This window comes from Geodermatophilus sp. DSM 44513, assembly GCF_032460525.1.
GTDB lineage: Bacteria > Actinomycetota > Actinomycetes > Mycobacteriales > Geodermatophilaceae > Geodermatophilus.
Window position 1 is genome coordinate 1,052,653 of record NZ_CP135963.1, and the last position, 22,657, is coordinate 1,075,309.

Here is a 22,657-nt window from a genome sequence, read left to right on the forward strand (position 1 = left end):
CGGCGCGGGGTCGTCGTCCCGGGGTCGCCCGGCGTTCACCGGGGGACCGGCCGGACGTCGTCCGGACCCGTCACCGTCTCCGCCATGACGACTCCGCGCGAGGTCTCCCGCCGGTCCGTGCTGCAGGGCGCCGGGGCGGCCGCGGCCCTGCTGGCGGTCGGTGGCCTGTCCCCGGAGGCAGCCCGCGCGGCGGTCGCCGAGACCGCCCGCGCGGGGGTGTTCGGCTTCGGCGTGGCCAGCGGTGACCCGACCGGCACCTCGGTGCTGCTGTGGACCCGGGTCACCCCCGACCCCGCCGCCGTCCCGGGCAGCGGGCTCGGCGCGCCGACGACGGTGCGCTGGGAGCTCGCCGCCGACGAGGGCTTCCGGCACGTGCTCCGCCGTGGGACGACGCGCACCGGCCTCGAGCGCGACCACACCGTCAAGGTCGTCGTCGACCGGCTGGATCCCTACACCCGCTACTTCTACCGCTTCTCCGCCCTCGGCCAGACCTCCCCGGTGGGCCGCACGCAGACCTCGCCGGACGAGCCGGGCACCCCGCACGCGCTGCGGCTGGCCTTCGTCTCCTGCAGCAACTACACCGGCGGGTGGTTCACCGCCTACCGCGGGATCGCCGAGCGCGACGACCTGGACCTGGTGCTGCACCTGGGCGACTACCTCTACGAGTACGGCAACGAGCCGCGGGCCGGCACCGGCGACGCCCGCACCGGTGACCGCTACGGCCCGGACGCGCTGGCCGGCGTCCGCGACCACCAGCCGCCGGTGGAGATCGTCAGCCTCGAGGACTACCGGGTCCGGCACGCGCTGTACAAGGCCGACCCGGACCTGCAGGCCGCCCACCTCCGGCACCCGTGGGTGACCATCTTCGACGACCACGAGATCACCAACGACGCGTACGACACCGGCGCGGAGAACCACGAGCCCGCCGACGACCCGGACACCGCCTACACCGGCCCGATGGAGCCGCCCGGCGTGCTGCCCGAGGGTGACTTCCTCGCCCGCCGCCAGCGGGCGTTCCGGGCCTACCTGGAGTGGATGCCGATCCGCGAGCCCGGCGACCTGGGCGAGCACCCGCACCGCGGCACCCAGTTCTTCCGGCGCTTCCGCTTCGGCGACCTGGCCGCGCTGTCGGTCATCGACACCCGGCAGAACCGCAGCCAGCAGGTGCCCGCGACCGCCGGGGGCGCGCCCAACCCGGCGCTGGCCGACCCGGCCCGGGTGCTGCCCGAGCCCGAGCAGCTGGACTGGCTCGTCGACGGCATCACCGGCGGTGGCACCGCGTGGCACCTGGTCGGCAACCAGACGGTGTTCACCCGCGTCTACGCCGTCCCCCGCGCCGGGGTGCTGCCCGGCCAGGTGTTCAACACCGACCAGTGGGACGGCTACCAGGACGACCAGGGCGAGCTGCTGGCCGCCATGGCCGGCTCCGGGGACACCGACCCGGTGGTGCTCAGCGGCGACATCCACTCCTCCTGGGCCAACGACCTCCCGGCCGACCCCGACGGCTACCGGACCGACGGCGGCTCGTCGGTCGGCGTGGAGTTCGTCTGCCCGTCGATCACCAGCGACGGGTTCAAGGAGGTGCTGGGCAGCGCCGCCGCCGCGCAGACCGCGACCGCGGCCTTCCAGGCCACCAACCCGTGGATCCGCTACCTCGAGGGCATCGGCCACGGCTTCGCCGTCATCGACGTGACGCCCGAGCGCGTGCAGACCGACTGGTGGTTCATCCGGGTGGGCGGGGACAAGGGCCTGGCGGTCGACCCGCGGCTGGACCCGGCCGCCACCGTCGGCTACGAGACGTCCTTCCAGTCGGTCAAGGGCAGCCGGCGGGTCACCGGGCCGGTCGGGCAGCTTGGCCCGCGCGCGGACGAGCCCCGCACGGCCGGCACGCACCGCGGCCGGGACTGGGGCCGGGGCCGCGACGGCCACCGCTGAGCCACCGGCCCGGCCACGACCTGGCGGGCCCTGCCCGCGACCGCCAGCATGGGGGTCTCGACGACACGGGAGGCCCTCGATGGACGCCGCAGCCCTGCGGGACGTGCAGGCACCGATCAAGCAGCGCTACCGCGACGAGCCGTCCTCGGCGTGCGCGGAGATGCACGCCGAGGCCGCCTTCAGCGACCCTGGCATCACCGCCACCGTGCAGACCTGGGCCGGCCCGACGCGGGCCGGCCTGCACCCCTCCACGGGCGGGGACGGCGCCGACGCCTGCTCCGGCGACATGCTGCTGCAGGCCCTGCTCGGCTGCGCCGGGGTGACCATGCGCAGCGTGGCCACCGCCATGGGTGTGGAGATCCGCTCGGCGCGGCTCACCGCCCGCGGCGAGATGGACGCCCGCGGCACGCTCGGCGTGTCCAAGGAGACCCCGGTCGGCCTGGGTTCCATCGCGGTGGACGCTGAGCTGGACACCGACGCCGACGACGCCACCCTCAGGCGGCTCGGCCAGCTCACCGAGCGGTACTGCGTGGTCGCCCAGACCCTCGCCCGGCCGCCGCAGATCACCGTCCGCCGCGCCTGAGCTCCCGGCGCGCAGCGCTCAGTCGCCGCCCGCCCGCGACGCCCGGTCGGCCGCCCGGTCCGGCGGCGGCACCTGGCCGCTGAGCACCGGGTCGGCCGGCGGGAAGGGCACCACCGGCTCGCCGGTGAGGACCGGTGCCATGGCGTCGTGCCAGATGGTGGCGCCCTTGTCGCCGCCCCCACCGGGGACCTCCTGGTTCCGCTTGGGGTCGAACACCATGACGCTGGCGGAGTAGGCGGGCGTGAAGCCGGCGAAGGCGACCGAGAAGCCTCCCTGGGAGGTGCCGGTCTTGCCGGCGATCTGATGGCCGGGGACGTAGGCCGCCGCGCCGCTCTGCATGGGGTCCGCACCTGGTTCGACGACCGTGCGCAGCACCTGGGCCAGGGTGTCGGCCACGGCCGGTGCCACCGCGGCCGGTGTGCACATCGAGCCGGTGGGGAGCGGTCGCCCGCCCGGGCCGGTCAGCGGCCGGCCGTCGCGGTCGAGCACCGCGACGACCGGGGTGGGCTCGCACCGGGTCCCCCCGGCCGCGAGGGTCGCGAACGCTGTGGCCAGGTCCAGCGGGCTGGTCGGCTCCGCGCCGAGGGTGAACGAGCCCCGGTCCTGCGCGACGAGCGCGTCGGCCGAGGTCTCGGTGAAGTGCAGGCCCATCCGCTCGGCGACCCGCACCGGCCCCTCGACGCTGCCGAGCTGGTCCTGCAGCGCCATGAAGTAGGGGTTGGACGAGCGGTACAGCGCCTGCTCCATGGTCATCGTCCGGATGTCCGCGGCGGCGTACGCCCGCACCGTGTACGGCGCGCCGTCGTCCAGGTACACCCGGGAGACGTAGGGATCGTCGGCGGTGATCACGTGGGACGCCGGGATCCCCCGTTCCAGTGCCGCGGCAGCAGTGAACACCTTGTAGGTGGACCCGGCGCCCTGGCTGCGGGCGGTGGGCAGCAGCACCGACTCGCAGCCGGCGTCCGGGCAGCCGTAGCGGCGGTTGACGCTCATCGCCAGCACGTGGCCGGTGCCGGGCTGGACGGCCGTGTACACCCCGGCCAACGGGTCGCCCTCCGGGACGGTCCGGCGCACCGCGACGTCACCGGCGAGCTGGACGTCGGCCCGCAGCGTCGTCCGGACGGTCAGGCCGCCGCGGTCGAGCCGGGCACGGTCGATGCCCAGCTCGCGGGCGAGGTACTGCTCCAGGTAGGCGCAGAAGAACCCGCCGACGACGGCGCCGGCACAGCCCCGAGGCGACCCCGGCCCCGGTCGGGTGTCGAGCGGCCGGGACCGGGCGCTGGCCAGTTCCGCGGCGTCGATGGCCCCGGTGCGGTGCATCCGCCCCAGCACGACGTCGCGACGGGCGAGGGCGGCCGCGGGCCGGGCCACCGGGTCGTGGGCGGCCGGGTTCTGGACCATGCCGGCCAGCAGGGCGGCCTGCGGGAGGGTGAGGTCGGCGGCGTCCACGCTGAACCAGCGCCGTGCCGCGGCCTGGATGCCGTAGGCGCCGTTGCCGAAGTAGACGGTGTTCAGGTACCGGGTGAGGATCTCCTGCTTGGAGACGGTCCGCTCCAGCGCGAGCGCGAGCCGGGCCTCCCGCAGCTTGCGGTCGACGCTGCGCTCGGTGGCCGCCGTGCGCTGCCCGGTGGTCTCCGCGCCCTGCAACAGGCTCTGCTTGACCAGCTGCTGGGTGAGGCTCGACCCGCCCTGCTCCACCGAGCCGGCAGCCAGGTTGGTGAGCAGCGCGCGCAGGGTGCCCTGCACGTCCAGGCCGTTGTGCTCGAAGAACCGCTCGTCCTCCACCGCGACCACGGCCTCCTCGACGACGTCGGCGACCTGGTCGCTGGTCACCGGCACCCGGTCGTCGGTGTGGAAGGTGGTGATCAGCGACCCGTCGGCGGCCAGCACCCGGGTGTTGCCCGGCGGCGCGGCGGTCAGCTCGGCGGGCAACGCGCCGGCCGGTGGGACGGACGCGCGGGCGAGCAGACCGGCCCCGCCCACCCAGGGCAGCACGAAGCAGGCCACCAGGACCCCGGCCACGACCACCGCCGGGACGAGCTGTCGGAGGGCCACGGGTCGGGGCTGCGCGTCTGGCCACACCGCGGGGAAGCTAGGTGCGCCGTCCCGCCGCGGGATTGCCATGGGGTTACCGGGCCGGGAACGACTGGAGTGACTCCAGCCGGCCCGGCGGGGCGGCCTCTCGGGGTGCTCGGCCGGTCACCGTGCGGCCGGATGGGGGTTTCGGGTGCAGTGGGAGCCGGCGGTGCCGTTGTCCAGGGAGGACCGCACGCCGTCGCGGGGCCTCGGACAGCAGGGAGGCGCCGGGATGGGCATGAGCGTCGCCACCAGCGTGGCGTCCCTCGGTGTCCGCCGGGCGCTGTCGCGTGCCGACGCCGAGGTGACCTCGTCGCTGGAGCGGCTGTCCTCGGGCCTGCGGATCGTCCGGGCGGCCGACGACGCCGCCGGGCTGGCCATCGCGGAGGGCCTGCGGGCCCAGGTCGGTGGCACGACCCGGGCCCTCCGCAACACCTGGGACGGCGTCAACGTGCTGCGCACCGCCGACGGCGCGCTGGACGGCACCGCCGCCGTCCTCCGGCGGATGCGCGACCTGACCGTGCAGGCCGGCAACACCGGCAGCCTGGACGACCGGGCCATCGGCGCCGTCCGCACGGAGTTCGAGCAGCTGGGGCAGGAGCTGGACCGCATCGCGGGCTCGACCGCGTTCAACGGCATCCCGCTGCTGGACGGCACCTACGACCGCTTCTTCCAGGTCGGTGCCGACGCCGGCGACACCGTCCGCGCGGTCATCCGCACCCCCGGCGGCGGGGTGGACCGCGCCGGCCTCGGGCTGTCCACCATCGCCCTCGGGGCGCGCCCCGGCGTCCCGCACACACTGACGCGGGCGGTCTCCGACGCCGAGGGCACGCCGTCGGCCGGCCGGCTGTCCCTGGCCGGGGACTATGCGTCCGCGGGGACGGTCGCCGCGAGCTACCGGGCGCTGATCGGCACGATCACCTACGGCGGGCGGTCCTTCGACCTGGAGTCGGTCGACTACTCGGGCGCCGTCACGGCGCAGGACCACGTCGACCGGGTCAACGCGGCGGCGGTGGCGGCCCTGGGCACCACGTTCACCCCCTTCATCGCGACGCCCGGGGAGCTGGTGTTCGGCGGGGAGACCCCCGGCGCGGGGTCGACCGCCGCGGACGCGGAGGCGCTGACGCCGACCTACACGGCGGCCGTGGGCACCGACGGCGCTCTCGGCGACATCGACGTGGCCATCGATCGGGTCTCCTCCCTGCGCGCCTACCTGGGCGCCATGGACAACCGCTTCACGCACACGATCAGCCGGCTGGGCGTGTCGGTGGAGAACACCGCGGCCGCGGAGTTACGGATCCGCGACGCCGACGTGGCCGCCGAGACGGCCCGGTTGGCCCGGAGCCAGGTGCTCGCCCAGGTCGGGACGGCGATGCTCGCCCAGGCCAACCAGCGCCCGAGGTCCCTGCTCTCCCTGCTCGGCTGACCGTCACCGCGGGTGACACCTGACCGGGTGCCGCCGTCCACAGGGCTGGACCCGCTCACCGACCGGGGCCCGGCGCGGCTGCTGGTGCGTGACGTGGTGGCCGAACTGCGCGACGGCCCACTCGCTGGTCATGGCGCGGTTCCACCGTGGTGATCCCGGCGCAGGGCCACGGATCACCGCGCGGTTGCTCTGATGCCCGCGCCGCCGGATGTGGTCGGATGGACAGCGTGAGCGCCGGTGGCTTGGACTCAGGTCGGCGACGGGCCCGAAGTCGTCTGCTCGCCGCGCTCGGCGGGGTGTGGGGGTTGCTGTTGCTCCTACGGCCTGGACCGCTCGTGGAGGCCGTCTGTCCGGAGTTCCCGGAGTCCGAGCAGTGGGTGGTGCGCCTTCTCGGCGGCCGATTGGTGCTGCAGCACGCCTTGGTGCTGTCCAGTCCCACTCATCAGCACGTCCGCGCAGCTGCGATCGTGGACCTGCTGCACGCGGGGAGCATGGTGCCGCTGTTGTGGTCGCCTCGGTACCGCCGTGCCGCCTTGGTCAGTGGCGGGTGTGCAGCTGTGTATGCGGCCACGGCCCCGGCCATGGCACCACGTCCCTAGAGCCGCAGCCCAGCCTGTCCGGGTGCAGACCCCGATCACCCAGCTGGTCCATGATCGCGGCCCGACGGCCCGACGGCCCGACGGCCCGACGGCCCGACGGCCCGACGGCCCGACGGCCCGACGGCCCGCGGGGCGTGAGTCGTCGGCTCAGCACCCGGCCCCTCAGCCGCGCAACCCCAGGGGTCTGGCCTCATGGGGAGGATCAGCCTCGTACCCGAAGCGAGCAGCCTCCCGCCCTCGCTCCGATGCTGCCCGACGGTAGGGCCCGGGTGACACCTGACCGGGTGCCCGTCGTCCACAGATCGGGTTGACCCCGCCCCGCGCGCGGCCGGGTCCGCCTACCGTCCGTCGTCGTCCTGACCGACCGTGACGAGTGGGGTGTCGTGCCGACTGCGACCAGTGCGCTGGAGGTCGTCGACGGCGAGGTGCGCGAGCTCATCCGCCGGCGTGGGCTGGACCCGTTCACCGACCCCGGTCCGGTGCGGCTGCTGGTGCGCGACGTGGTGGCCGACTACTCCGAGCGGTCGCTGACCTCGGCGCTGCCGGCGATCGCCGACCCGGAGTCGGTGGTCCGCGACGTGCTGGACCGGGTGGCCGGGTTCGGCCCGCTGCAGCGGTGGCTGGACGACCCGGAGGTCGAGGAGATCTGGGTCAACGAGCCGGGGCGGGTGTTCGTGGCCCGCCGCGGCCGCTCGGAGCTGACCACCACGATCCTGGCACCCGGCGAGCTGGCCGACCTGGTCGAGCGGATGCTGCGCACCTCGGGACGGCGGATCGACATGTCCACTCCGTTCGTCGACGCGACCATGCCCGACGGGTCCCGGCTGCACGTGGTCATCCCCGACATCACCCGGCAGCACATGGCGGTGAACATCCGCAAGTTCGTGCTGCAGGCGCACTCCCTGGACGAGCTGGTCGCGCTGGGCACGCTGACCGTGCAGGCGGCGCGGTTCCTGGAGGCCGCGGTCGTGTCCGGCCTCAACGTGCTGGTCGCCGGCGGCACCCAGGCGGGGAAGACGACACTGCTCAACTGCCTGTGCGCGGCCATCCCGGCGCGGGAGCGGGTGGTCACCTGCGAGGAGGTCTTCGAGCTGCGCGTCCCGCTCCCGGATGTGGTGGCGATGCAGACCCGCCAGCCCAACCTGGAGGGCGCCGGGGAGATCCCGCTGCGCCGGCTGGTGAAGGAGGCGCTGCGGATGCGGCCCTCCCGCATCGTCGTCGGCGAGGTGCGCCAGGAGGAGTGCCTGGACCTGCTCATCGCGCTGAACTCCGGCCTGCCCGGCATGTGCACGCTGCACGCCAACAGCGCCCGCGAGGCGGTCACCAAGATGTGCACGCTGCCGCTGCTGGCGGGGGAGAACATCGGGCACGCCTTCGTCGTCCCCACCGTCGCGGCCAGCGTCGACCTGGTCGTGCACGTCGGCAGCGACCCGGACGGGCGGCGCCGGGTGCGGGAGGTCGTCGCCGTCCCCGGCCGCGCCGAGGACGGCGTGATCGAGCTGGCCGACGTCTTCACCAGCCGGGAGGGCCGCCTGGTGCGCGCCGGCGGGTACCCGCCGCACCCCGAGCGCTTCGCCGCCCACGGCTTCGACCTGCCCGCACTGCTCGACGACGCACGGTGGGGCACGTGACGGGCGCGCTCCTGGGGCTGTCGCTGGGCGTCGGGCTGCTGCTCGTGTGGCGCAGCGGCTCCCGCGCGCCACGGCGGCGGCCCCGTCCCCAGGGTCCGTCCCGGCGGCAGCGGCAGCTGGCCGCGGCGGGCCTGACCGGCATCAACGCCGCCCAGCTGACCGCCATCCAGGTCGCCCTCGGGCTGCTCGGCACGGTGGTCGTCCTGCTCACCACGGGCACCGTCACGGTGAGCCTGCTGTTCGGTGCCTTCGCCGCGGCGCTGCCGGTCGTGCAGGTGCGCCGGCTCGCCGCCCGGCGTCGTGCGGACCTGCGCGAGGTGTGGCCGGAGGTCGTCGACAACCTCGCCTCCGCTGTCCGGGCCGGGCTGTCGCTGCCCGAGGCGCTGTCGGCGCTGTCCACCCGGGGGCCGGAGGTGCTGCGGCCGCCGTTCGCCCGGTTCGCCGCGGAGTACCGCTCCAGCGGCCGGTTCGGCGACGGCCTGGACCGGCTCAAGGACGACCTGGCCGACCCGGTCGGGGACCGCATCGTGGAGACGCTGCGGGTGGCCCGCGAGGTCGGCGGCAGTGACCTGGGCCGCGTGCTGCGGACGCTGTCGTCCTTCCTGCGCGAGGACGCCCGCGCCCGCGCCGAGCTGGAGACCCGGCAGGGCTGGGTGGTCCAGGCCGCCCGGCTCGCCGTCGCCGCCCCGTGGGCGGTGCTGCTCCTGCTGGCCACCCAGTCGACGACCCTGGAGGCCTACGACTCCCCGCTGGGGACGGCGATCCTGCTCGGTGGCGCGGCGGTGTGCCTGGTCTCCTACCGGCTCATGCTGCGCATCGGCCGGCTGCCGCAGGACGTGCGGGTGCTCCAGTGAACGGGACCCTCGCCGGGATGCTGCTCGGCCTGGCCGCGGCGGCCGGCGTCCTGCTCGTGGTCACCTTCGCCCCGCCGTTCCGCTCGGTGCGCCTGGTCGACCGGCTCGCGCCCTACGTCCACGACACCCCGCCGCCGTCCCGGCTGCTCGGGACGGCGACCCAGCCCGGGCTGCTGACCGCCGCCCGCCGGCTCTTCGGTCCGGTGGTCGCCGACGGCGCCCGCCTGGTGGACCGGGTGCTCGGGGGTCGGACGGCGGTGCGCCGCCGGCTGGACGCGCTGGGTGGCGACACCAGCGTCGAGGACCTCCGCGTCGAGCAGGTCGTCTGGGGTGGCCTGGGTCTGCTCGGCGCCGCGCTCGTCTCGGTCGTCGGTTCGCTGCTCGCCGGAGGCGTCAACCTGCTGTCGGTGGCGCTGCTGTGCGTGGCGGGCCTGGTCGGCGGTGTCCTCGGTCGCGACTGGTGGCTGACCCAGCAGGTGCAGCGGCGCGAGGAGCTGCTGCTCGCGGAGTTCCCGGTGGTGGCCGAGCTGCTCGCCCTGGCGGTGACGGCGGGGGAGAGCCCGGTGGCGGCCATCGCCCGGGTGACCCGGCTCTCCGGCGGTGAGCTCGCCGGTGAGCTGGACGCGACCCTGGGCCGGGCGCGCGCCGGGGTGCCACTGGCCGACGCCCTGCAGCAGCTCGCCGACCGCACCTCGCTGGACGCGCTGGCCCGCTTCGTCGACGGGCTGCTGGTGGCGCTGGAGCGCGGCACCCCGCTGGCCGAGGTGCTGCGCGCCCAGGCCGCCGACGTGCGCGAGGCCGGCAAGCGCCGGCTGCTCGAGGCCGGCGGCCGCAAGGAGATCGCGATGATGGTGCCGGTCGTCTTCCTCGTGCTGCCGGTGACCGTCCTCTTCGCGTTGTACCCCGGCTTGATCAGCATCGTCTCGCTGGCCCGATGAGCCCGCGGACACGACAGGAAGGACACGGCATGCCTCTGTTCACGGGACTCCTCGCGGCGCTGAGCGCACTGGGCGACCGGCTGCGCGGCGAGGACGCCGAGCGGGGCGACGTCCCCGGGTGGGTGATGATCACGGTGATGACGGCGGCCCTCGTGCTGGCCATCCTCGTCCCGTTCCGCACGGCGATCGTCGCCGCGATCACCGAGGCCCTGGCGTCGGTCACCACCGTCGGGTGACGGCCGGAGGACCCCGGGGAGGACCCTCCTGCCCCCCGCCGCTCGCAGGCTCGCGGCGGGACCCTGCAGGAGAGCCATCCGAGGCTGGCGGCGGGGCCCTGGAGGGTGGCCGTTCCGGTACGTCACGGGATGGCGAGCGGGGTGGGGCCGTCGTCGAGTTCGTCCTGGTGTCGGTGCTCGTCGTCGTGCTGCTGCTGGCGGTGCTGCAGGTGGCCGTCTACGTGCACGTGCGCAACGTGCTGACCGCCAGCGCGCAGGACGGCGCCCGCTTCGCCGCCAACGCCGATGTGCCGGCGTCGGCCGCCGCCGACCGCACGGTGGCCGTCGTGGCCCGGGCGACGTCGCAGCAGACCGCCGACGGGCTGGCGTGCACGTCGGCGGAGGAGACCGACCCCAGCGGGCTGACCCTGGTGGTGGTGCGCTGCTCGGGGGCGGTGCCGCCGCTGCTGGCCGGGCTGGGCTCCCTGCTGCCGGTCGAGGTCACCGGCCGGGCGGTCGAGGAGGCCCGGTGAGGTGGGCGCGGGCGCGGCTGGGCCTGCTGGCCGGCGAGCGCGGGTCGGCGCTGGTGGAGTTCGTCTTCATCGCCGTCGTCGTGTTCGTGCCCCTGGTGTACGTCCTGGCCGGCTTCTCCGCGGTGCAGCGCGGGGTCTTCGCCTCGACCGCCGCGGCCCGGGAGGCGGGCCGGGCGATGGGCACGGCCCCGGACCCGGTCACCGGCGCGGCCCGCGCGCAGGCCGCCGCCCGGCTGGCGGTGCAGGACCAGTCCGTGGACGCCGGCGACGTGGTCGTCGGCTACGCGCCGGCCGGTGCGGGCTGCGACGCCGCGGGCGGGTATGCGCCGACGCTGACCCCGGGGGAGGAGTTCACCATCTGCGTGACCGTCACGGTGCGCATCCCGCTGCTGCCGGAGTTCGTCGACGCCAACACCGCCACCGGCGAGTTCGCCGTCGAGCGCGACCGCTACGTCGACGCCTGACCGCGGCCCCGACTGCGGCGCGGACGGGCCGCCGCCCCGTCGGGCAGGCAGGGTCTCCGGGCCTCACCCTCGGCCGACCCGTCGTCCCCCGCCGTGGTGACGCGCCGACGGCGGTGACGTTCCGCACACGGCGGCCGGGACCTCGGGACGGGCCCGGTTCTGGGCACACCGTCCCGTCCGAGCCACGGAACGTGAGCGACGCGCCCACTGGGGGGTCACTCTTCCGCGTGATCCGTCCAGCCGGTTTGGCGATGGGCGATCACTCCTGGTTAACGTCCCTGCCGGCGCCCGACGAGGGGCGCTCGAGACAGACGTGGAGAACCGATCGGTCCCACCGACGCCGGGTGCAGGTGCACGGGGGAGAAGGCGGTCGCTCGATCTTGGGGGGAACTGTGACGCCACCGCCCACCGGTGAGGTCCGCCAGACCGCGGCAGGGTCGCCGTGACCTGCCCCTCCCATCCCCTCCTCCGCCGGTCCCGTCGGAGCTGACCGCCCGAACCCCGAGGACTCCTCAGCCGTCCACCGCAGCTGGGCGCGCGCCCGCCACGGGCGTCCTGAGCACACCGACTGGCCTCTTCCCGCCGGACCGGCGTGCCCTCAGCTGCCCACACGAATGCAGGTCTCCCGTGCTCCTGATCGTCCCCGTGCTGCGGCGGCCGGCGTCCGGCCCGTCGGCGCCCTCCCCGGAAGGAGGCAGCCTCCTGGTCACGTCCCGGCGTGCGTGAGCACCAGTCCCGGCTCGCCGCCTATCCCTACGACGACTTCAGCGAGCTCGCCGGCCCGCTCCAGGAGCCGGTGGAGGACGGCCGGGTCCGGTTCCGGCCGGTCACCCGTGGCGCCGCCCGCGCCCGCGCGTGGCTGCTGGTCACCGCGGCCCTGGTGTTCGAGGTGCTGTTCCTGCTCTTCCTGCTGCGGCCGGCCAACCACCCCGAGTTCTCCGACGACTGGCCGTCCTACCTGGCCATGGGGCTCATCGGCAGCATCGCGGTCATCGAGCTGCTCCGGCTGGTCAACGTCTTCACGCTGGCCATCGCGACGCTGAACGCGCGCGACCCGGTGCCCACCGTGCCCCTGACCGGTCAGCGGGTCGCGTTCATCACCACGATCGTCCCGAGCCGGGAACCGATCGAGATGGTGCGCCGCACGCTGGAGGCGGCCGTCCGCGTCCGGTACGAGGGCACGCTCGACGTCTGGCTGCTCGACGAGGGCGACGACCCCGCCGTGCGGACCATGTGCGCCGAACTCGGGGTGCGGCACTTCACCCGGCACGGCGTGCCGGAGTGGAACCGGGAGACCGGCCGGCACAAGGCACGCACCAAGCACGGCAACTACAACGCCTGGCTGGACGCGCACGGCGACGGCTACGACTTCTGGCTGTCGGTCGACTCCGACCACGTGCCGCTGCCCAACTTCGCCGAACGGCTGATGGGCTACTTCCATGACCGGGACGTCGCCTTCGTCGTCGGCCCGCAGGTCTACGGCAACTACGACCGGTTCGTCACCCGCGCGGCCGAGTCCCAGCAGTACCTGTTCCACAGCGTCCTGCAGCGGGCCGCCAACCGGTTCGGCACGGCGATGTTCGTCGGCACCAACAACGCCGTCCGGCTGTCCGCGCTGCGCGCCGTCGGCGGACTGCAGGACTCCATCACCGAGGACGCCGCGACCAGCATCGTGTGGCACTCCAGCCGCAACCCGGAGACCGGCACGAAGTGGCGGTCGGTGTACACCCCCGACGTCCTGGCCGTCGGCGAGGGCCCCACCACCTGGCGGGACTACTTCGTGCAACAGGGCCGCTGGGCCCGCGGGACCGACGAGGTCGTGCTGCGCCGCTTCTGGCGGCTGGCCTGGCGGCTGTCGTTCTGGCGGCGCGCGCACTACGGGCTGCTGATGTCCTACTACCCGGCGGCGGCGATCAGCTGGGTCCTTGGCGTCACCAACGTGGTCGCCTACCTGCTGACCGGTGTGGCCGGCCTGCTGGTGCCCGCCCAGCTGTGGCTGATGCTCTACGTCAACGCGGCGGTGTTGCAGGTCGCCGTCTACTTCTGGAACCGCCAGCACAACGTCAGCCCGCACGAGGAGGACGGCTCCTCCGGCGTCAGCGGGATGGCCATCTCGGTCATGTCGACGCCGATGTACGTCAGCGCGCTGTGGGCCGCCCTCCGCGGCCGCAACATCTCCTTCGCCGTCACCCGCAAGGGCGCCGTCAGTGGCGACCGGCTCGGGTCCTTCGCCAAGAACCTGTGGTGGGCCGGCGTGCTGGTGCTCGCGCTGGGCGCCTCCGAGCTGCTCGGCAACGACCACCCGGCGATCCGTGCCTGGGCGCTGCTGACCCTGCTCATGTGCCTGCTCCCGGTGGCCATCTGGGTCGCCGGGCTGATGGGCCGGCGGCTGCGTCCGGCGCCCCGGCCCGCCCCGCAGGTCGCGCCCGTGGTCGCCCCCCGCGCCCCGGCCGTCACCTTCGTCGGCAACCACGTCGTCGACGTGCCCGCCGTCGACGCCCCTGCCGACGCCGTCGCTGCCGCCGTCCCCGTCCCCGCCGTCCCCGCGGCCGACGTCCCCGTCCCCCAGGAGAGCTCCCGATGACCCGCCGCAAGCCCCGGCCGCTGCGCCGGCTGCGCAACGCCGCCCTCGTCTCGGTGACGGTCGCCGGCCTGGTCGCGGCCAATGGGCCCGTGGTCGCCGCGGCCGTCGACGACGCCTACACCGACTTCCAGCGCAGCCGGCCGGAGTACCAGGCCCGGTACGGGGACTGGCAGACCATCGAACTGCCCGAGCGGTACCGGGGCCAGGCCATCCACGCCGCGCTGCTGCACACCGGCGACGTGCTGCTCATCGCCGGGTCGGGCAACGAGGCCGAGGACTTCGACGCCGGCACCTTCCGCACCGTCGTGTGGGACCCGGTCACCGGGGAGGCGCGGGAGGTCCCGACCCCCGAGGACCTGTTCTGCTCCGGGCACGCCTACCTGCCCAACGGCAACCTGCTCGTCGCGGGGGGCACGCGGAAGTACGAGGTGCTCGCCGACGACGTCACCCGCGCCGCCGGCATCCTCACCGTGAAGAACGAGCGCCTCGACGAGACGGTCACCCTGCCCACCGGCACCCGGTTCACCGCCCGCGGCCTGACCTACGTGACGACGGCGGAAGTCACCGTCCCGCCGGCGCACACCATGGCCGACGGCACCCACATGGCCGGCCAGCAGGACGTGTGGATCGAGGCCGAGGACGCCGGCGACCAGTACGTCGTCACCGAGGGCCAGCAGTTCCAGGTGACGGAGTTCGACGCCCGCCAGCGCGCCACCCTCTACGGCCAGGGCGACACCATCACCCTGGACAAGCAGAACTACCGGGGCCTGGACGCCTCCTACGAGTTCGACGTCGCCACCGAGACCTACCGGCGCACCGGGCGGCTCACCGAGTCCCGCTGGTACCCCACCCTGGTCGGGCTGGACGGCGGCCGGGTGCTGGCCGTCTCCGGCCTGGACGAGCACGGCAAGGTGCTCGACGGGCAGAACGAGGTCTACGACCCGGCCACCCGCACCTGGGCGGCCGCGCCGGAGCTGGAGCGGTACTTCCCGACCTACCCGGGCCTGCACCGGCTGGCCGACGGCTCGCGGGTGTTCTACAGCGGCGCCAACACCGGCTACGGCCCGGCCGAGGAGGGCCGCCAGCCCGGCATCTGGGACCTCGAGGACAACTCCTGGACCGACGTCGACGGCCTGCGCGACCCGGACTTCAACGAGACGGCCAGCTCCTTCCTGCTCGCCCCGGCGCAGGACCAGCGGGTCGGCATCGTCGGCGGCGGCGGGGTCGGTGACAGCGAGGAGTCCACGGCGCGCTTCGACGTCGTCGACCTCGACGAGCCGCAGCCGCGGTACCGGCCGGCCGGGGAGTACCCGAGCCCCGCGCGGTACGTCAACGCGGTCACCCTGCCCGACGACACCACCCTGCTCACCGGTGGTTCCCGGGGCTACCGCGGCAACTCGCAGAGCGACCTGTTCCTGGCCACGCTGTACGACCCGCAGACCGGTCACCTGCACCAGGCGGCTCCCAACGAGGTGGGCCGCAACTACCACGCCACCGCGCTGCTGCTGCCCGACGGCCGGGTCATGACGATGGGGTCGGACCCGCTGTTCTCCGACGCGGAGAACACCCTCCCGGGCAGGTTCGAGACCCGCATCGAGCTGTACTCCCCGCCCTACCTGTTCGCCGGGGACCGGCCGGCCATCGCGGACGCACCGCAGGAGGTCGTCCGGGGCGGCAGCTTCACCGTGGCCACCACCGGTGCCGACGTCGCCGAGGCGCGGCTGCTGCGGCCCAGTGCGGTGACCCACCAGACCGACCCCGAGCAGCGCTCCGTCGCCCTCGACGTGCGCTCGGGGCAGGAGGGGGGCCACGAGCTGACCGTCCCCGCCGAGGAGGGTCTGGTCCCGTCCGGCTGGTACATGTTGGTCGTGCTCGACGACGACGGCGTCCCCTCCCCGGCCCGCTGGGTGCACGTCGCATGACGGCCCGACCGCAGCGCCGGCGGTCGGTCCGCACCGCGGTGCTCGCCGCCGTGGCCGGCACCCTGGTCGCCTGTGGCGGCGGCGACGTCCCCGCCCCGGACGCCGGGACGACGTCCAGCCGGCTCGCAGGGGAGGAGCTGTGGCTCAACCCCGAGGGCCATGCCCCCGTCGCCGTCGAGCAGGCCCAGGCCGAGGGACGGGCCGACGACGCCGAGGTGCTGGCCCCCCTGGCCGAACAGCCGACGGCCACCTGGATCGCCACCCCGGACAACCCCTACCCGGCGGTGCTGGAGATCTCCGAGGCCGCGGCGGCCGCGGGGGAGCTGCCGGTGCTGGTCGCCTACAACGTGCCCGGCCGGGACTGCGGTCTCTACTCGGCCGGCGGCGCCGCCGACGTGGACGCCTACCTGGCCTGGGTGGGCGCCTTCGCCGCCGCGCTGGGGGACCGCCCGGCGGTCGTCGTCCTGGAGCCGGACGCCGTCCCGCAGGCCGTCGTCGGCTGCGAGGGGCTCGACCCCGCCGCGCGCTACGGGCTGCTGGCCCAGGCCGTGGACATCCTCGACCGCCAGCCGGGGACCCGTGTCTACCTGGACGCGGGCAACGCCAGCTGGGTGACCGACCTGCCGGTGCTCGCCGACGCCCTGCGGCGCAGCGGCGTCGACCGGACCGACGGGTTCTCCGTCAACGTCTCCAACTACGAGACCACCGAGGTCAGCGCCGAGTACGGGCTGGCGCTGTCGGAGGAGCTGGAGGCCGGCGCGCCCGAGGGGACGCCGCCCCCGCACTTCGTCATCGACACCAGCCGCAACGGTGCCGGCCCGCCGGAGGAGGCCGCCGGCGCCGAGGGCCGCTGGTGCAACCCGCCGGGACGCGAGCTCGGCCAGCCGCCGACGACCTCGCCGGTCCTGCCGCGGGTCGACGCGCTGCTGTGGGTCAAGCAACCCGGTGACTCCGACGGCACCTGCGCCGGCGGGCCGCCGGCCGGTCAGTGGTGGCCGGAGATGGCCGCCGACCTGGTGCCCGACGCCGGCTGACGGCGCACCCCGTCCCCGGGACGGAGCCGCCTCAGGTGGCCCCGCGGCAGGCGCGCAGGTACTCCGCCCAGTCCCAGCCGGCCAGGAAGTCCCGGGCGGCCGCGGCGCCCGCGGCGACCAGCCGGGTGCGCTCGGCCTCCCCGACGTCGAACTCGGTGAGGCCGGTGCCACTGGTGTCGACGGAGAACGCCCGCCGGCGCACGCAGGGGCGGGCCAGGTAGTCGCGGTCGCGGGCACTCACCGTCGTCGCGACCAGTGAGTCCAGCAGCCGCAGCGGGCCGGGCAGCCGTCGCAGGGCGGGCAGCACCGACACGTCCTCGTCGGACAGGGTGTCGCCGACACCGGCACCGAAGGTGGGCCAGCGGGGTGCCGCCGCGTCGGTGCGGTCGAAGGTCTCCACCGGGAAGTTCGACAGCACCCCGCCGTCCACCAGGGTGGAGCGGCGACCGGTGCGCGGGTCGCGCAGCGGCTGCGGGGCGAAGAAGTACGGGATCGCCAGGGAGGCGCGGACGGCGTCGGCGACCGGCTGGGTGTCGGGGTCCAGGCCGTAGTCGCGGTAGTCCCAGGGCAGCCGCAGCAGCCGCCCGCGGGTGACGTCGGTCGCGGTGACCACCAGGCGGTAGCGCTGCCACGGCGCCAGTGCCGGGTCGTCGCCGGGGTCGTCGCGGCGCAGGTCGCCGAAGGTGCGCACGCCCAGGTCGGCGAGCTCCCGGCGCACCCACTCGGTGACGTAGCGCCCCGGGTGCAGGCCCGAGCGGGTCAGCAGGCCCAGGGCGGGCGACAGGACCGGGACCGGCAGCCACCGGTCGGGCACCCGGTCGTACTCCAGCCGCGCCGTCCGCTCGAGCACCCCGTCGGCGTCCAGCCCGGCCGCGAGGAAGGCGGCGAGCACCGCACCGGCCGAGGAGCCGGCCACCCGCTCGAAGCGGTACCGGCCGAGCAGCTCGACGGCGGCGCCGACCAGCGCGACGCCCTTGACCCCGCCGCCCTCGAGGACCAGGTCGGCGGGCAGCCGGGCCGGGGCGGTCACCGGTCCTCCGAGCGGGCGACCGCGGGGCTCACCCGCCGCGCTGCCCCTCCGCGGCCACCACGCCGCGCAGCGCGATCGCCAGCGAACCGTCGGAGGTGTCCCCGCGCTCCAGCGCGCCGCGGGCCGCCTCGGGCAGCGTGCCGAGGTCGACGTCCTCCAGCCAGGTCGTCTCGCCGCCGACCCGCCGGCCCACGCGCATGCTGCCGCCCTCGGGGCGGACCAGGTACTCCTCGCCGTCGACCGTGACGGTCATCTCCTCGCTCATGGTCCCGCCCTACCCCACCACCCCGTCGCTGCACCTCGGCAGGATGGACACGTGGAAGAGCAGGTCTGCGAGATCGTCGTCACGGGGGGTGACGCGGAGTGGTTGAGCGGGTACACACGGATACTGGTGGGGGAGGGACTGGTGGCCTGCGGGCACCAGCTCGCCGCGATCCGGTCGGTCTACCGCTGGGAGGGTGCCGTGCACGACGAGCCCGAGGCACGCGTCGCGCTGCACACTCGCCGGTCGCTGGTGCCGGAGGTCGTCGCGCGCACCGCCGAGCTGCACCCCTACGACGTCCCCTGCGTGATCGCCCTGCCCATCGTCGGCGGCGACCCGGCGTACCTGCGCTGGGTGGTCCGGGAGACCAGGGAGCCGGACCGGGGTGAGCGGGCATGAGCGCCCGCGACCTGGGCACCGTATCCCCGAGGGCCGACGTGGGCCGTGACCGGGCGGGAGGGCACGTGGGACGACCGGGTGACCGCGAGCTGCCACTCGACGTCCGCCGGCGCCCCGACGCCCCCGACCGGTCCGCCGTCGTCGTGGAGGCCGTGCTGGACGCGCTGCCGTCACCGACCCTGCTCATCGACGCCGACGGCACCGTGCTGCTGTCCAACACCGCCTGGGACACCGCCGCCGACGCCCTCGGTGACGACCGGGTGCGCGTCGGGTTGGACGGCGACTACTTCGCGATGATCCGCCGGCTGGGCGGCGGGGGCAGCACGGCCGGCCTCATCGAGGGCCTGCGCGCGCTGTCCCGCGGCGAGCAGCCCTCGGTGCAGGCCGACTACGCCGTCGAGCTGCCCGGCGGCACGCACTGGATCCACCTGCAGGCCTCCCGCGTCGACCAGGCCGGCCAGGTCGTGGTCACCCACACCGACGTCACCTCCCGCGTCGCCGCCGAGCGCGCCTCGGACTGGCGGGCCCGGCACGACACCCTGACCGAGCTGCCCAACCGCGCCCACCTGCACGAGCTGATCGACACCGAGCTGCAGCAACCCGACCGCGGCCCGGTCTCGGTCCTCTTCCTGGACGTCGACGGCTTCAAGGACGTCAACGACTCCCTCGGCCACGACGCCGGCGATGCCCTGCTGCGCCAGATCGCCGGCCGGCTCACCGGCTCCACCCGCGCCGGGGACACCGTGGGCCGGCTCGGCGGGGACGAGTTCGTGGTGCTGTGCCGCGACTGCGACACCGCCGGCGCGGAGACGCTGGCCGACCGCTGCCGCGCCAGCATCGACCGCCCCTTCGAGCTCGGCGGCCGGCTGGTACGCCTGGGGGTCAGCATCGGCATCGCCACCGCCGCCGGGTCCGGGTCCACCCGGCTGCGCTCGACCGACCTGGTCCGCGACGCCGACCTGGCCATGTACGCGGCCAAGGCGGCCGGTCGCAACCGGGTGCGGCTGTTCACCGCCGACCTGCGCGCCGCCGCCCAGCACAAGGCCACCGTCGCCACCGAGCTGCGCGAGGCGGTCGCCGACGGCCAGCTGGTGCTGCACTACCACCCGGTGCTGCACCTGCCCTCCGGTCGGTGGACCGGCGTGGAGGCGCTGGTCCGCTGGCAGCACCCGCGCCGCGGGCTGCTCGCACCGGCGGAGTTCCTGCCCACCGCCGCCCAGCACGACCTCATGACGCCGATCGCCCGCTGGGTGCTGCGCGCGGCCACCCGCCAGGCCGCGGCCTGGTCCGCGGCCGGGTTGAACCTGGTGACGTCGGTGAACATCAGCGCCCGCGACGTGGCCGCCGGCACGCTGGTCGCCGACGTCCACGAGGCGCTGACGGAGTCCGGGCTGCCGCCGGAGCAGTTGGTCGTCGAGCTGGCCGAGCGGTCGGTGGCCGAGGACGTCGACCGCACCGCCGCGCAGTTCGCCGAACTGCGCCGGTCCGGGGTGGAGGTGTCCATCGACGACTTCGGCTGCGGCTTCTCCTCGCTGGGCCAGCTGGTCGCCATGCCCGCCGGCCTGCTGAAGATCGACCGCAGCCTGGTCGCCTACCCCCAGGGGCGGCGCAGCCAGGCGGCCGCGGCGATCGCCGCCGTGGTCGCGCTGGCCCGGGCCTGCGGCGTGCGCACCCTGGCCGAGGGCGTGGAGACCGCCGAGCAACTGGCGCTGGCCGCCGAGCTCGGCTGCACCTTCGCCCAGGGCTTCCACCTGGCCCGGCCGATGCCGGCCGAGGAGCTCACCGGCTGGCTGACCGGGCGGGCGCTGTCCGCCGTCCGCTAGCCCTGCCGCTAGCCGGGCTCGCCCCGCGCCTTGCGCCGGGCCACGACCACCAGGTCGACGGCGGCCACCGCGGCCAGCGCCAGGATCACCACCGCCGGCCAGACCGGCAGGTCCGCGGCCAGCCACAGCAGGCCGGCGCCCAGGCAGAACACCAGCCCGAAGGCGGCCAGCACCAGGCGGAGGGTCAGCGCCGACCGGGCCGGTGCGGCACCACCGATGCCGGCCGTCGGGTCGTGGTGGTCGGGCAGGCCGCGCGCGTACTCCTCGCGGCTGCGCCGTCGACGGGCGTCACTCACCCGCTCCTGCCTACCCACGGCCACGGCGCACTACCCTGGCCAGACGTGGCCGCTGACTTCTCCGTCGTGCTCGACGAGCTGAACACCACCCTGGCCTCGATCGAAGCGGTCCTGGACGTGGACCGGATGCGCCGCGAGGTCGCCGAGCTGGAGCAGCAGGCCGCCGCGCCCGACCTGTGGGACGACGTCGAGGCCGCCCAGGCGCTCACCTCCAAGCTGTCCTACCTGCAGGGCGACCTGCGCCGGGTCGAGGAGCTGCGCAGCCGCCTGGACGACGTCGGGCTGCTGCACGAGATGGCCGCCGAGGAGGGCGACGAGGCCACCACCGCCGAGGCCGAGCGGGAGCTGGCGGCGCTGCGCACGGTCATCGACGAGCTCGAGGTGCGCACTCTGCTGTCCGGGGAGTACGACTCCCGCGAGGCGCTGGTGACCATCCGGTCGGAGGCCGGTGGCGTCGACGCCGCCGACTTCGCCGAGATGCTCATGCGGATGTACCTGCGCTGGGCCGAGCGGCACAGGTACCCGGTGGAGACCTACGACGTCAGCTACGCGGAGGAGGCCGGCATCAAGTCCGCGACCTTCGCGGTCAAGCACCCCTATGCCTACGGCACGCTGTCGGTCGAGCAGGGCACCCACCGGCTGGTGCGCATCTCGCCGTTCGACAACCAGGGACGCCGGCAGACCTCCTTCGCCGGTGTCGAGGTGCTGCCGGTCGTCGAGCAGACCGACCACGTCGACATCCCGGAGAACGAGATCCGGATCGACGTCTTCCGCTCCAGCGGTCCCGGCGGGCAGAGCGTGAACACCACCGACTCCGCCGTCCGGATCACCCACCTGCCCACCGGCATCGTGGTGTCCTGCCAGAACGAGAAGAGCCAGATCCAGAACCGGGCGGCGGCCATGCGGGTGCTGCAGGCGCGGCTGCTGGCCCGGCGGCAGGAGGAGCAGCGCGCGGAGATGGACGCGCTCAAGGGCGAGGGCGGCAGCAGCTGGGGCAACCAGATGCGCTCCTACGTGCTGCACCCCTACCAGATGGTCAAGGACCTGCGCACCGAGCAGGAGACCGGCAACACGACCGCCGTCCTCGACGGCGACATCGACGGCTTCATCGAGGCCGGGATCCGGTGGCGCCGGCAGCAGGAGTAGGCGACGGCCCCGACGGGACCAGCGGTCCCGTTCGTCACACCCGTCGCACGCCGGGACGGCGGGTGCGTCACGCTGGACGACGGGCGTCCTGCGCCTCCGGAGGGGTCGTTCCGCTCCGTCGGCGGACGACCGCGTGTGACACTCCGGTCTCCCGGGTTCGAGAGGTACCGTGGCACCCCGTGATCGAACTGCAACACGTCACCAAGCTCTACCCGGCGAGCTCGCGGCCGGCCCTCGACGACGTGTCCACGGAGATCGACAAGGGTGAGTTCGTCTTCCTGATCGGCTCGTCCGGCTCGGGCAAGTCCACCTTCCTGCGGCTGCTGCTCAAGGAGGACGACCCGACCCGCGGCACCGTGGTCGTCAACGGCAAGACGCTCAACACGATGAGCAAGTGGCAGGTGCCCAAGCTGCGGCGCACCATCGGCTGCGTCTTCCAGGACTTCCGCCTGCTGCGCAACCGCACCGTCGCCCAGAACGTGGCGTTCGCCCTCGAGGTCATCAACAAGCCGCAGCGCACGATCAAGCGGGTCGTCCCCGAGGTGCTGGAGATGGTCGGCCTGGAGGGCAAGGGCGCCCGGCTGCCCGGCGAGCTCTCCGGTGGCGAGCAGCAGCGGGTGGCCATCGCCCGCGCGTTCGTCAACCGCCCGCTGGTGCTGCTTGCCGACGAGCCCACCGGGAACCTCGACCCGGACACCAGCGAGGGCATCATGCTGCTGCTGGAGCGGATCAACCGCACCGGCACGACCGTGGTGATGGCCACGCACGACTACCACATCGTCGACTCGATGCGCCGCCGCGTGATTGAGCTCAACGGGGGCGCGCTCACCCGCGACCAGTCGCGCGGCGTCTACGGGGTCGGCCGCTGACCCGGCGTCCCGCCCCACCTGCCTGACCTCACGACAGG

The 22,657-nt window shown here is 74.7% G+C and carries 20 protein-coding genes; 16 read left to right on the top strand and 4 right to left on the bottom strand.

Annotated features, from left to right (window positions below; translation table 11 throughout):
• The first annotated feature begins 84 nt into the window (after nucleotides 1-84).
• Together RTG05_RS05065 and RTG05_RS05070 are read left to right on the top strand one after the other, a co-directional pair.
• Entirely contained in the window at nucleotides 85-1,935 is a 1,851-nt protein-coding gene (locus RTG05_RS05065; RefSeq protein WP_166527726.1) for an alkaline phosphatase D family protein, read from the top strand.
• A 79-nt stretch (nucleotides 1,936-2,014) separates the two neighbouring features.
• On the top strand, nucleotides 2,015-2,518 hold the full coding sequence (locus tag RTG05_RS05070) for an OsmC family protein (protein WP_166527727.1): 504 nt from the start codon (nucleotides 2,015-2,017) through the stop codon (nucleotides 2,516-2,518).
• Between the two features lie 18 nt (nucleotides 2,519-2,536).
• Here the strand turns inward: RTG05_RS05070 and RTG05_RS05075 are convergent, their stop codons facing one another.
• Nucleotides 2,537-4,573: a transglycosylase domain-containing protein gene (locus tag RTG05_RS05075; protein ID WP_315912341.1), complete on the bottom strand. Its 2,037-nt coding sequence runs from the start codon at nucleotides 4,571-4,573 to the stop codon at nucleotides 2,537-2,539.
• A gap of 259 nt (nucleotides 4,574-4,832) precedes the next feature.
• Here RTG05_RS05075 and RTG05_RS05080 point away from each other — a divergent pair, with 259 nt between their 5' ends.
• From RTG05_RS05080 to RTG05_RS05125, 10 genes are all read left to right on the top strand, one after another.
• A complete protein-coding gene (locus RTG05_RS05080; protein ID WP_166527729.1) occupies nucleotides 4,833-6,020 on the top strand; it encodes a flagellin N-terminal helical domain-containing protein in 1,188 nt (395 codons plus the stop codon).
• 982 nt (nucleotides 6,021-7,002) lie between these two features.
• A complete protein-coding gene (locus tag RTG05_RS05085) occupies nucleotides 7,003-8,250 on the top strand; it encodes a TadA family conjugal transfer-associated ATPase (protein WP_166527730.1) in 1,248 nt (415 codons plus the stop codon).
• Nucleotides 8,247-9,104: a type II secretion system F family protein gene (locus RTG05_RS05090; protein ID WP_166527731.1), complete on the top strand. Its 858-nt coding sequence runs from the start codon at nucleotides 8,247-8,249 to the stop codon at nucleotides 9,102-9,104. Before RTG05_RS05085 ends, RTG05_RS05090 begins: the two co-directional genes overlap by 4 nt.
• Nucleotides 9,101-10,042 carry a type II secretion system F family protein gene (locus RTG05_RS05095; RefSeq protein WP_315912342.1) on the top strand — a complete coding sequence of 314 codons (942 nt, stop codon included), beginning with the start codon at nucleotides 9,101-9,103 and terminating at the stop codon, nucleotides 10,040-10,042. Before RTG05_RS05090 ends, RTG05_RS05095 begins: the two co-directional genes overlap by 4 nt.
• Nucleotides 10,043-10,071: 29 nt before the next feature.
• Entirely contained in the window at nucleotides 10,072-10,278 is a 207-nt protein-coding gene (locus RTG05_RS05100) for a hypothetical protein (RefSeq protein WP_166527732.1), read from the top strand.
• A gap of 98 nt (nucleotides 10,279-10,376) precedes the next feature.
• Nucleotides 10,377-10,790: a TadE/TadG family type IV pilus assembly protein gene (locus RTG05_RS05105; protein ID WP_315912564.1), complete on the top strand. Its 414-nt coding sequence runs from the start codon at nucleotides 10,377-10,379 to the stop codon at nucleotides 10,788-10,790.
• Nucleotides 10,787-11,254, top strand: a complete 468-nt coding sequence (locus RTG05_RS05110; RefSeq protein WP_166527734.1) for a hypothetical protein — start codon at nucleotides 10,787-10,789, stop codon at nucleotides 11,252-11,254. The genes RTG05_RS05105 and RTG05_RS05110 overlap by 4 nt, the downstream gene beginning before the upstream one ends.
• Before the next feature lie 718 nt (nucleotides 11,255-11,972).
• The gene (locus RTG05_RS05115; protein WP_208104802.1) at nucleotides 11,973-13,838 is read left to right on the top strand and encodes a glycosyltransferase family 2 protein; all 1,866 of its coding nucleotides are present in this window, start codon (nucleotides 11,973-11,975) and stop codon (nucleotides 13,836-13,838) included.
• On the top strand, nucleotides 13,835-15,760 hold the full coding sequence (locus RTG05_RS05120; RefSeq protein ID WP_166527735.1) for a radical copper oxidase GlxA: 1,926 nt from the start codon (nucleotides 13,835-13,837) through the stop codon (nucleotides 15,758-15,760). The genes RTG05_RS05115 and RTG05_RS05120 overlap by 4 nt, the downstream gene beginning before the upstream one ends.
• A complete protein-coding gene (locus tag RTG05_RS05125; RefSeq protein ID WP_166527736.1) occupies nucleotides 15,757-16,794 on the top strand; it encodes a glycoside hydrolase family 6 protein in 1,038 nt (345 codons plus the stop codon). Before RTG05_RS05120 ends, RTG05_RS05125 begins: the two co-directional genes overlap by 4 nt.
• A 31-nt stretch (nucleotides 16,795-16,825) precedes the next feature.
• Here the strand turns inward: RTG05_RS05125 and RTG05_RS05130 are convergent, their stop codons facing one another.
• Both RTG05_RS05130 and RTG05_RS05135 read right to left on the bottom strand, forming a co-directional pair.
• A complete protein-coding gene (locus RTG05_RS05130) occupies nucleotides 16,826-17,824 on the bottom strand; it encodes a patatin-like phospholipase family protein (RefSeq protein ID WP_166527737.1) in 999 nt (332 codons plus the stop codon).
• Between the two features lie 28 nt (nucleotides 17,825-17,852).
• Nucleotides 17,853-18,089 (bottom strand): hypothetical protein, encoded by a 237-nt coding sequence (locus tag RTG05_RS05135; protein WP_166527738.1) that lies wholly within the window; start codon nucleotides 18,087-18,089, stop codon nucleotides 17,853-17,855.
• Between the two features lie 51 nt (nucleotides 18,090-18,140).
• On the opposite strand from RTG05_RS05135, the gene cutA reads away from it, so the two are divergent.
• Both cutA and RTG05_RS05145 read left to right on the top strand, forming a co-directional pair.
• On the top strand, nucleotides 18,141-18,485 hold the full coding sequence (cutA, locus tag RTG05_RS05140; protein WP_166527739.1) for a divalent-cation tolerance protein CutA: 345 nt from the start codon (nucleotides 18,141-18,143) through the stop codon (nucleotides 18,483-18,485).
• Nucleotides 18,486-18,550: 65 nt separating this feature from the next.
• On the top strand, nucleotides 18,551-20,308 hold the full coding sequence (locus tag RTG05_RS05145) for a putative bifunctional diguanylate cyclase/phosphodiesterase (RefSeq protein ID WP_315912346.1): 1,758 nt from the start codon (nucleotides 18,551-18,553) through the stop codon (nucleotides 20,306-20,308).
• An 8-nt stretch (nucleotides 20,309-20,316) separates the two neighbouring features.
• Here the strand turns inward: RTG05_RS05145 and RTG05_RS05150 are convergent, their stop codons facing one another.
• Complete coding sequence (locus RTG05_RS05150) at nucleotides 20,317-20,604, bottom strand: DUF6343 family protein (protein ID WP_166527741.1); 288 nt, start codon at nucleotides 20,602-20,604, stop codon at nucleotides 20,317-20,319.
• A gap of 45 nt (nucleotides 20,605-20,649) precedes the next feature.
• On the opposite strand from RTG05_RS05150, the gene prfB reads away from it, so the two are divergent.
• Both prfB and ftsE read left to right on the top strand, forming a co-directional pair.
• Complete coding sequence (gene prfB / locus RTG05_RS05155; protein ID WP_166527742.1) at nucleotides 20,650-21,750, top strand: peptide chain release factor 2; 1,101 nt, start codon at nucleotides 20,650-20,652, stop codon at nucleotides 21,748-21,750.
• 179 nt (nucleotides 21,751-21,929) lie between these two features.
• Nucleotides 21,930-22,619: a cell division ATP-binding protein FtsE gene (gene ftsE, locus RTG05_RS05160; RefSeq protein ID WP_166527743.1), complete on the top strand. Its 690-nt coding sequence runs from the start codon at nucleotides 21,930-21,932 to the stop codon at nucleotides 22,617-22,619.
• Nucleotides 22,620-22,657: the final 38 nt, after the last annotated feature.

Bases quoted from the DNA above. Each gene is read 5' to 3' on its own strand.
- RTG05_RS05100 (WP_166527732.1), top strand. From the start codon at position 10,072: ATGCCTCTGTTCACGGGACTCCTCGCGGCGCTGAGCGCACTGGGCGAC.
- RTG05_RS05070 (WP_166527727.1), top strand. From the start codon at position 2,015: ATGGACGCCGCAGCCCTGCGGGACGTGCAGGCACCGATCAAGCAGCGC.
- RTG05_RS05135 (WP_166527738.1), bottom strand. From the start codon at position 18,089: ATGAGCGAGGAGATGACCGTCACGGTCGACGGCGAGGAGTACCTGGTC.
- RTG05_RS05125 (WP_166527736.1), top strand. From the start codon at position 15,757: ATGACGGCCCGACCGCAGCGCCGGCGGTCGGTCCGCACCGCGGTGCTC.
- RTG05_RS05120 (WP_166527735.1), top strand. From the start codon at position 13,835: ATGACCCGCCGCAAGCCCCGGCCGCTGCGCCGGCTGCGCAACGCCGCC.
- RTG05_RS05080 (WP_166527729.1), top strand. From the start codon at position 4,833: ATGAGCGTCGCCACCAGCGTGGCGTCCCTCGGTGTCCGCCGGGCGCTG.
- RTG05_RS05065 (WP_166527726.1), top strand. From the start codon at position 85: ATGACGACTCCGCGCGAGGTCTCCCGCCGGTCCGTGCTGCAGGGCGCC.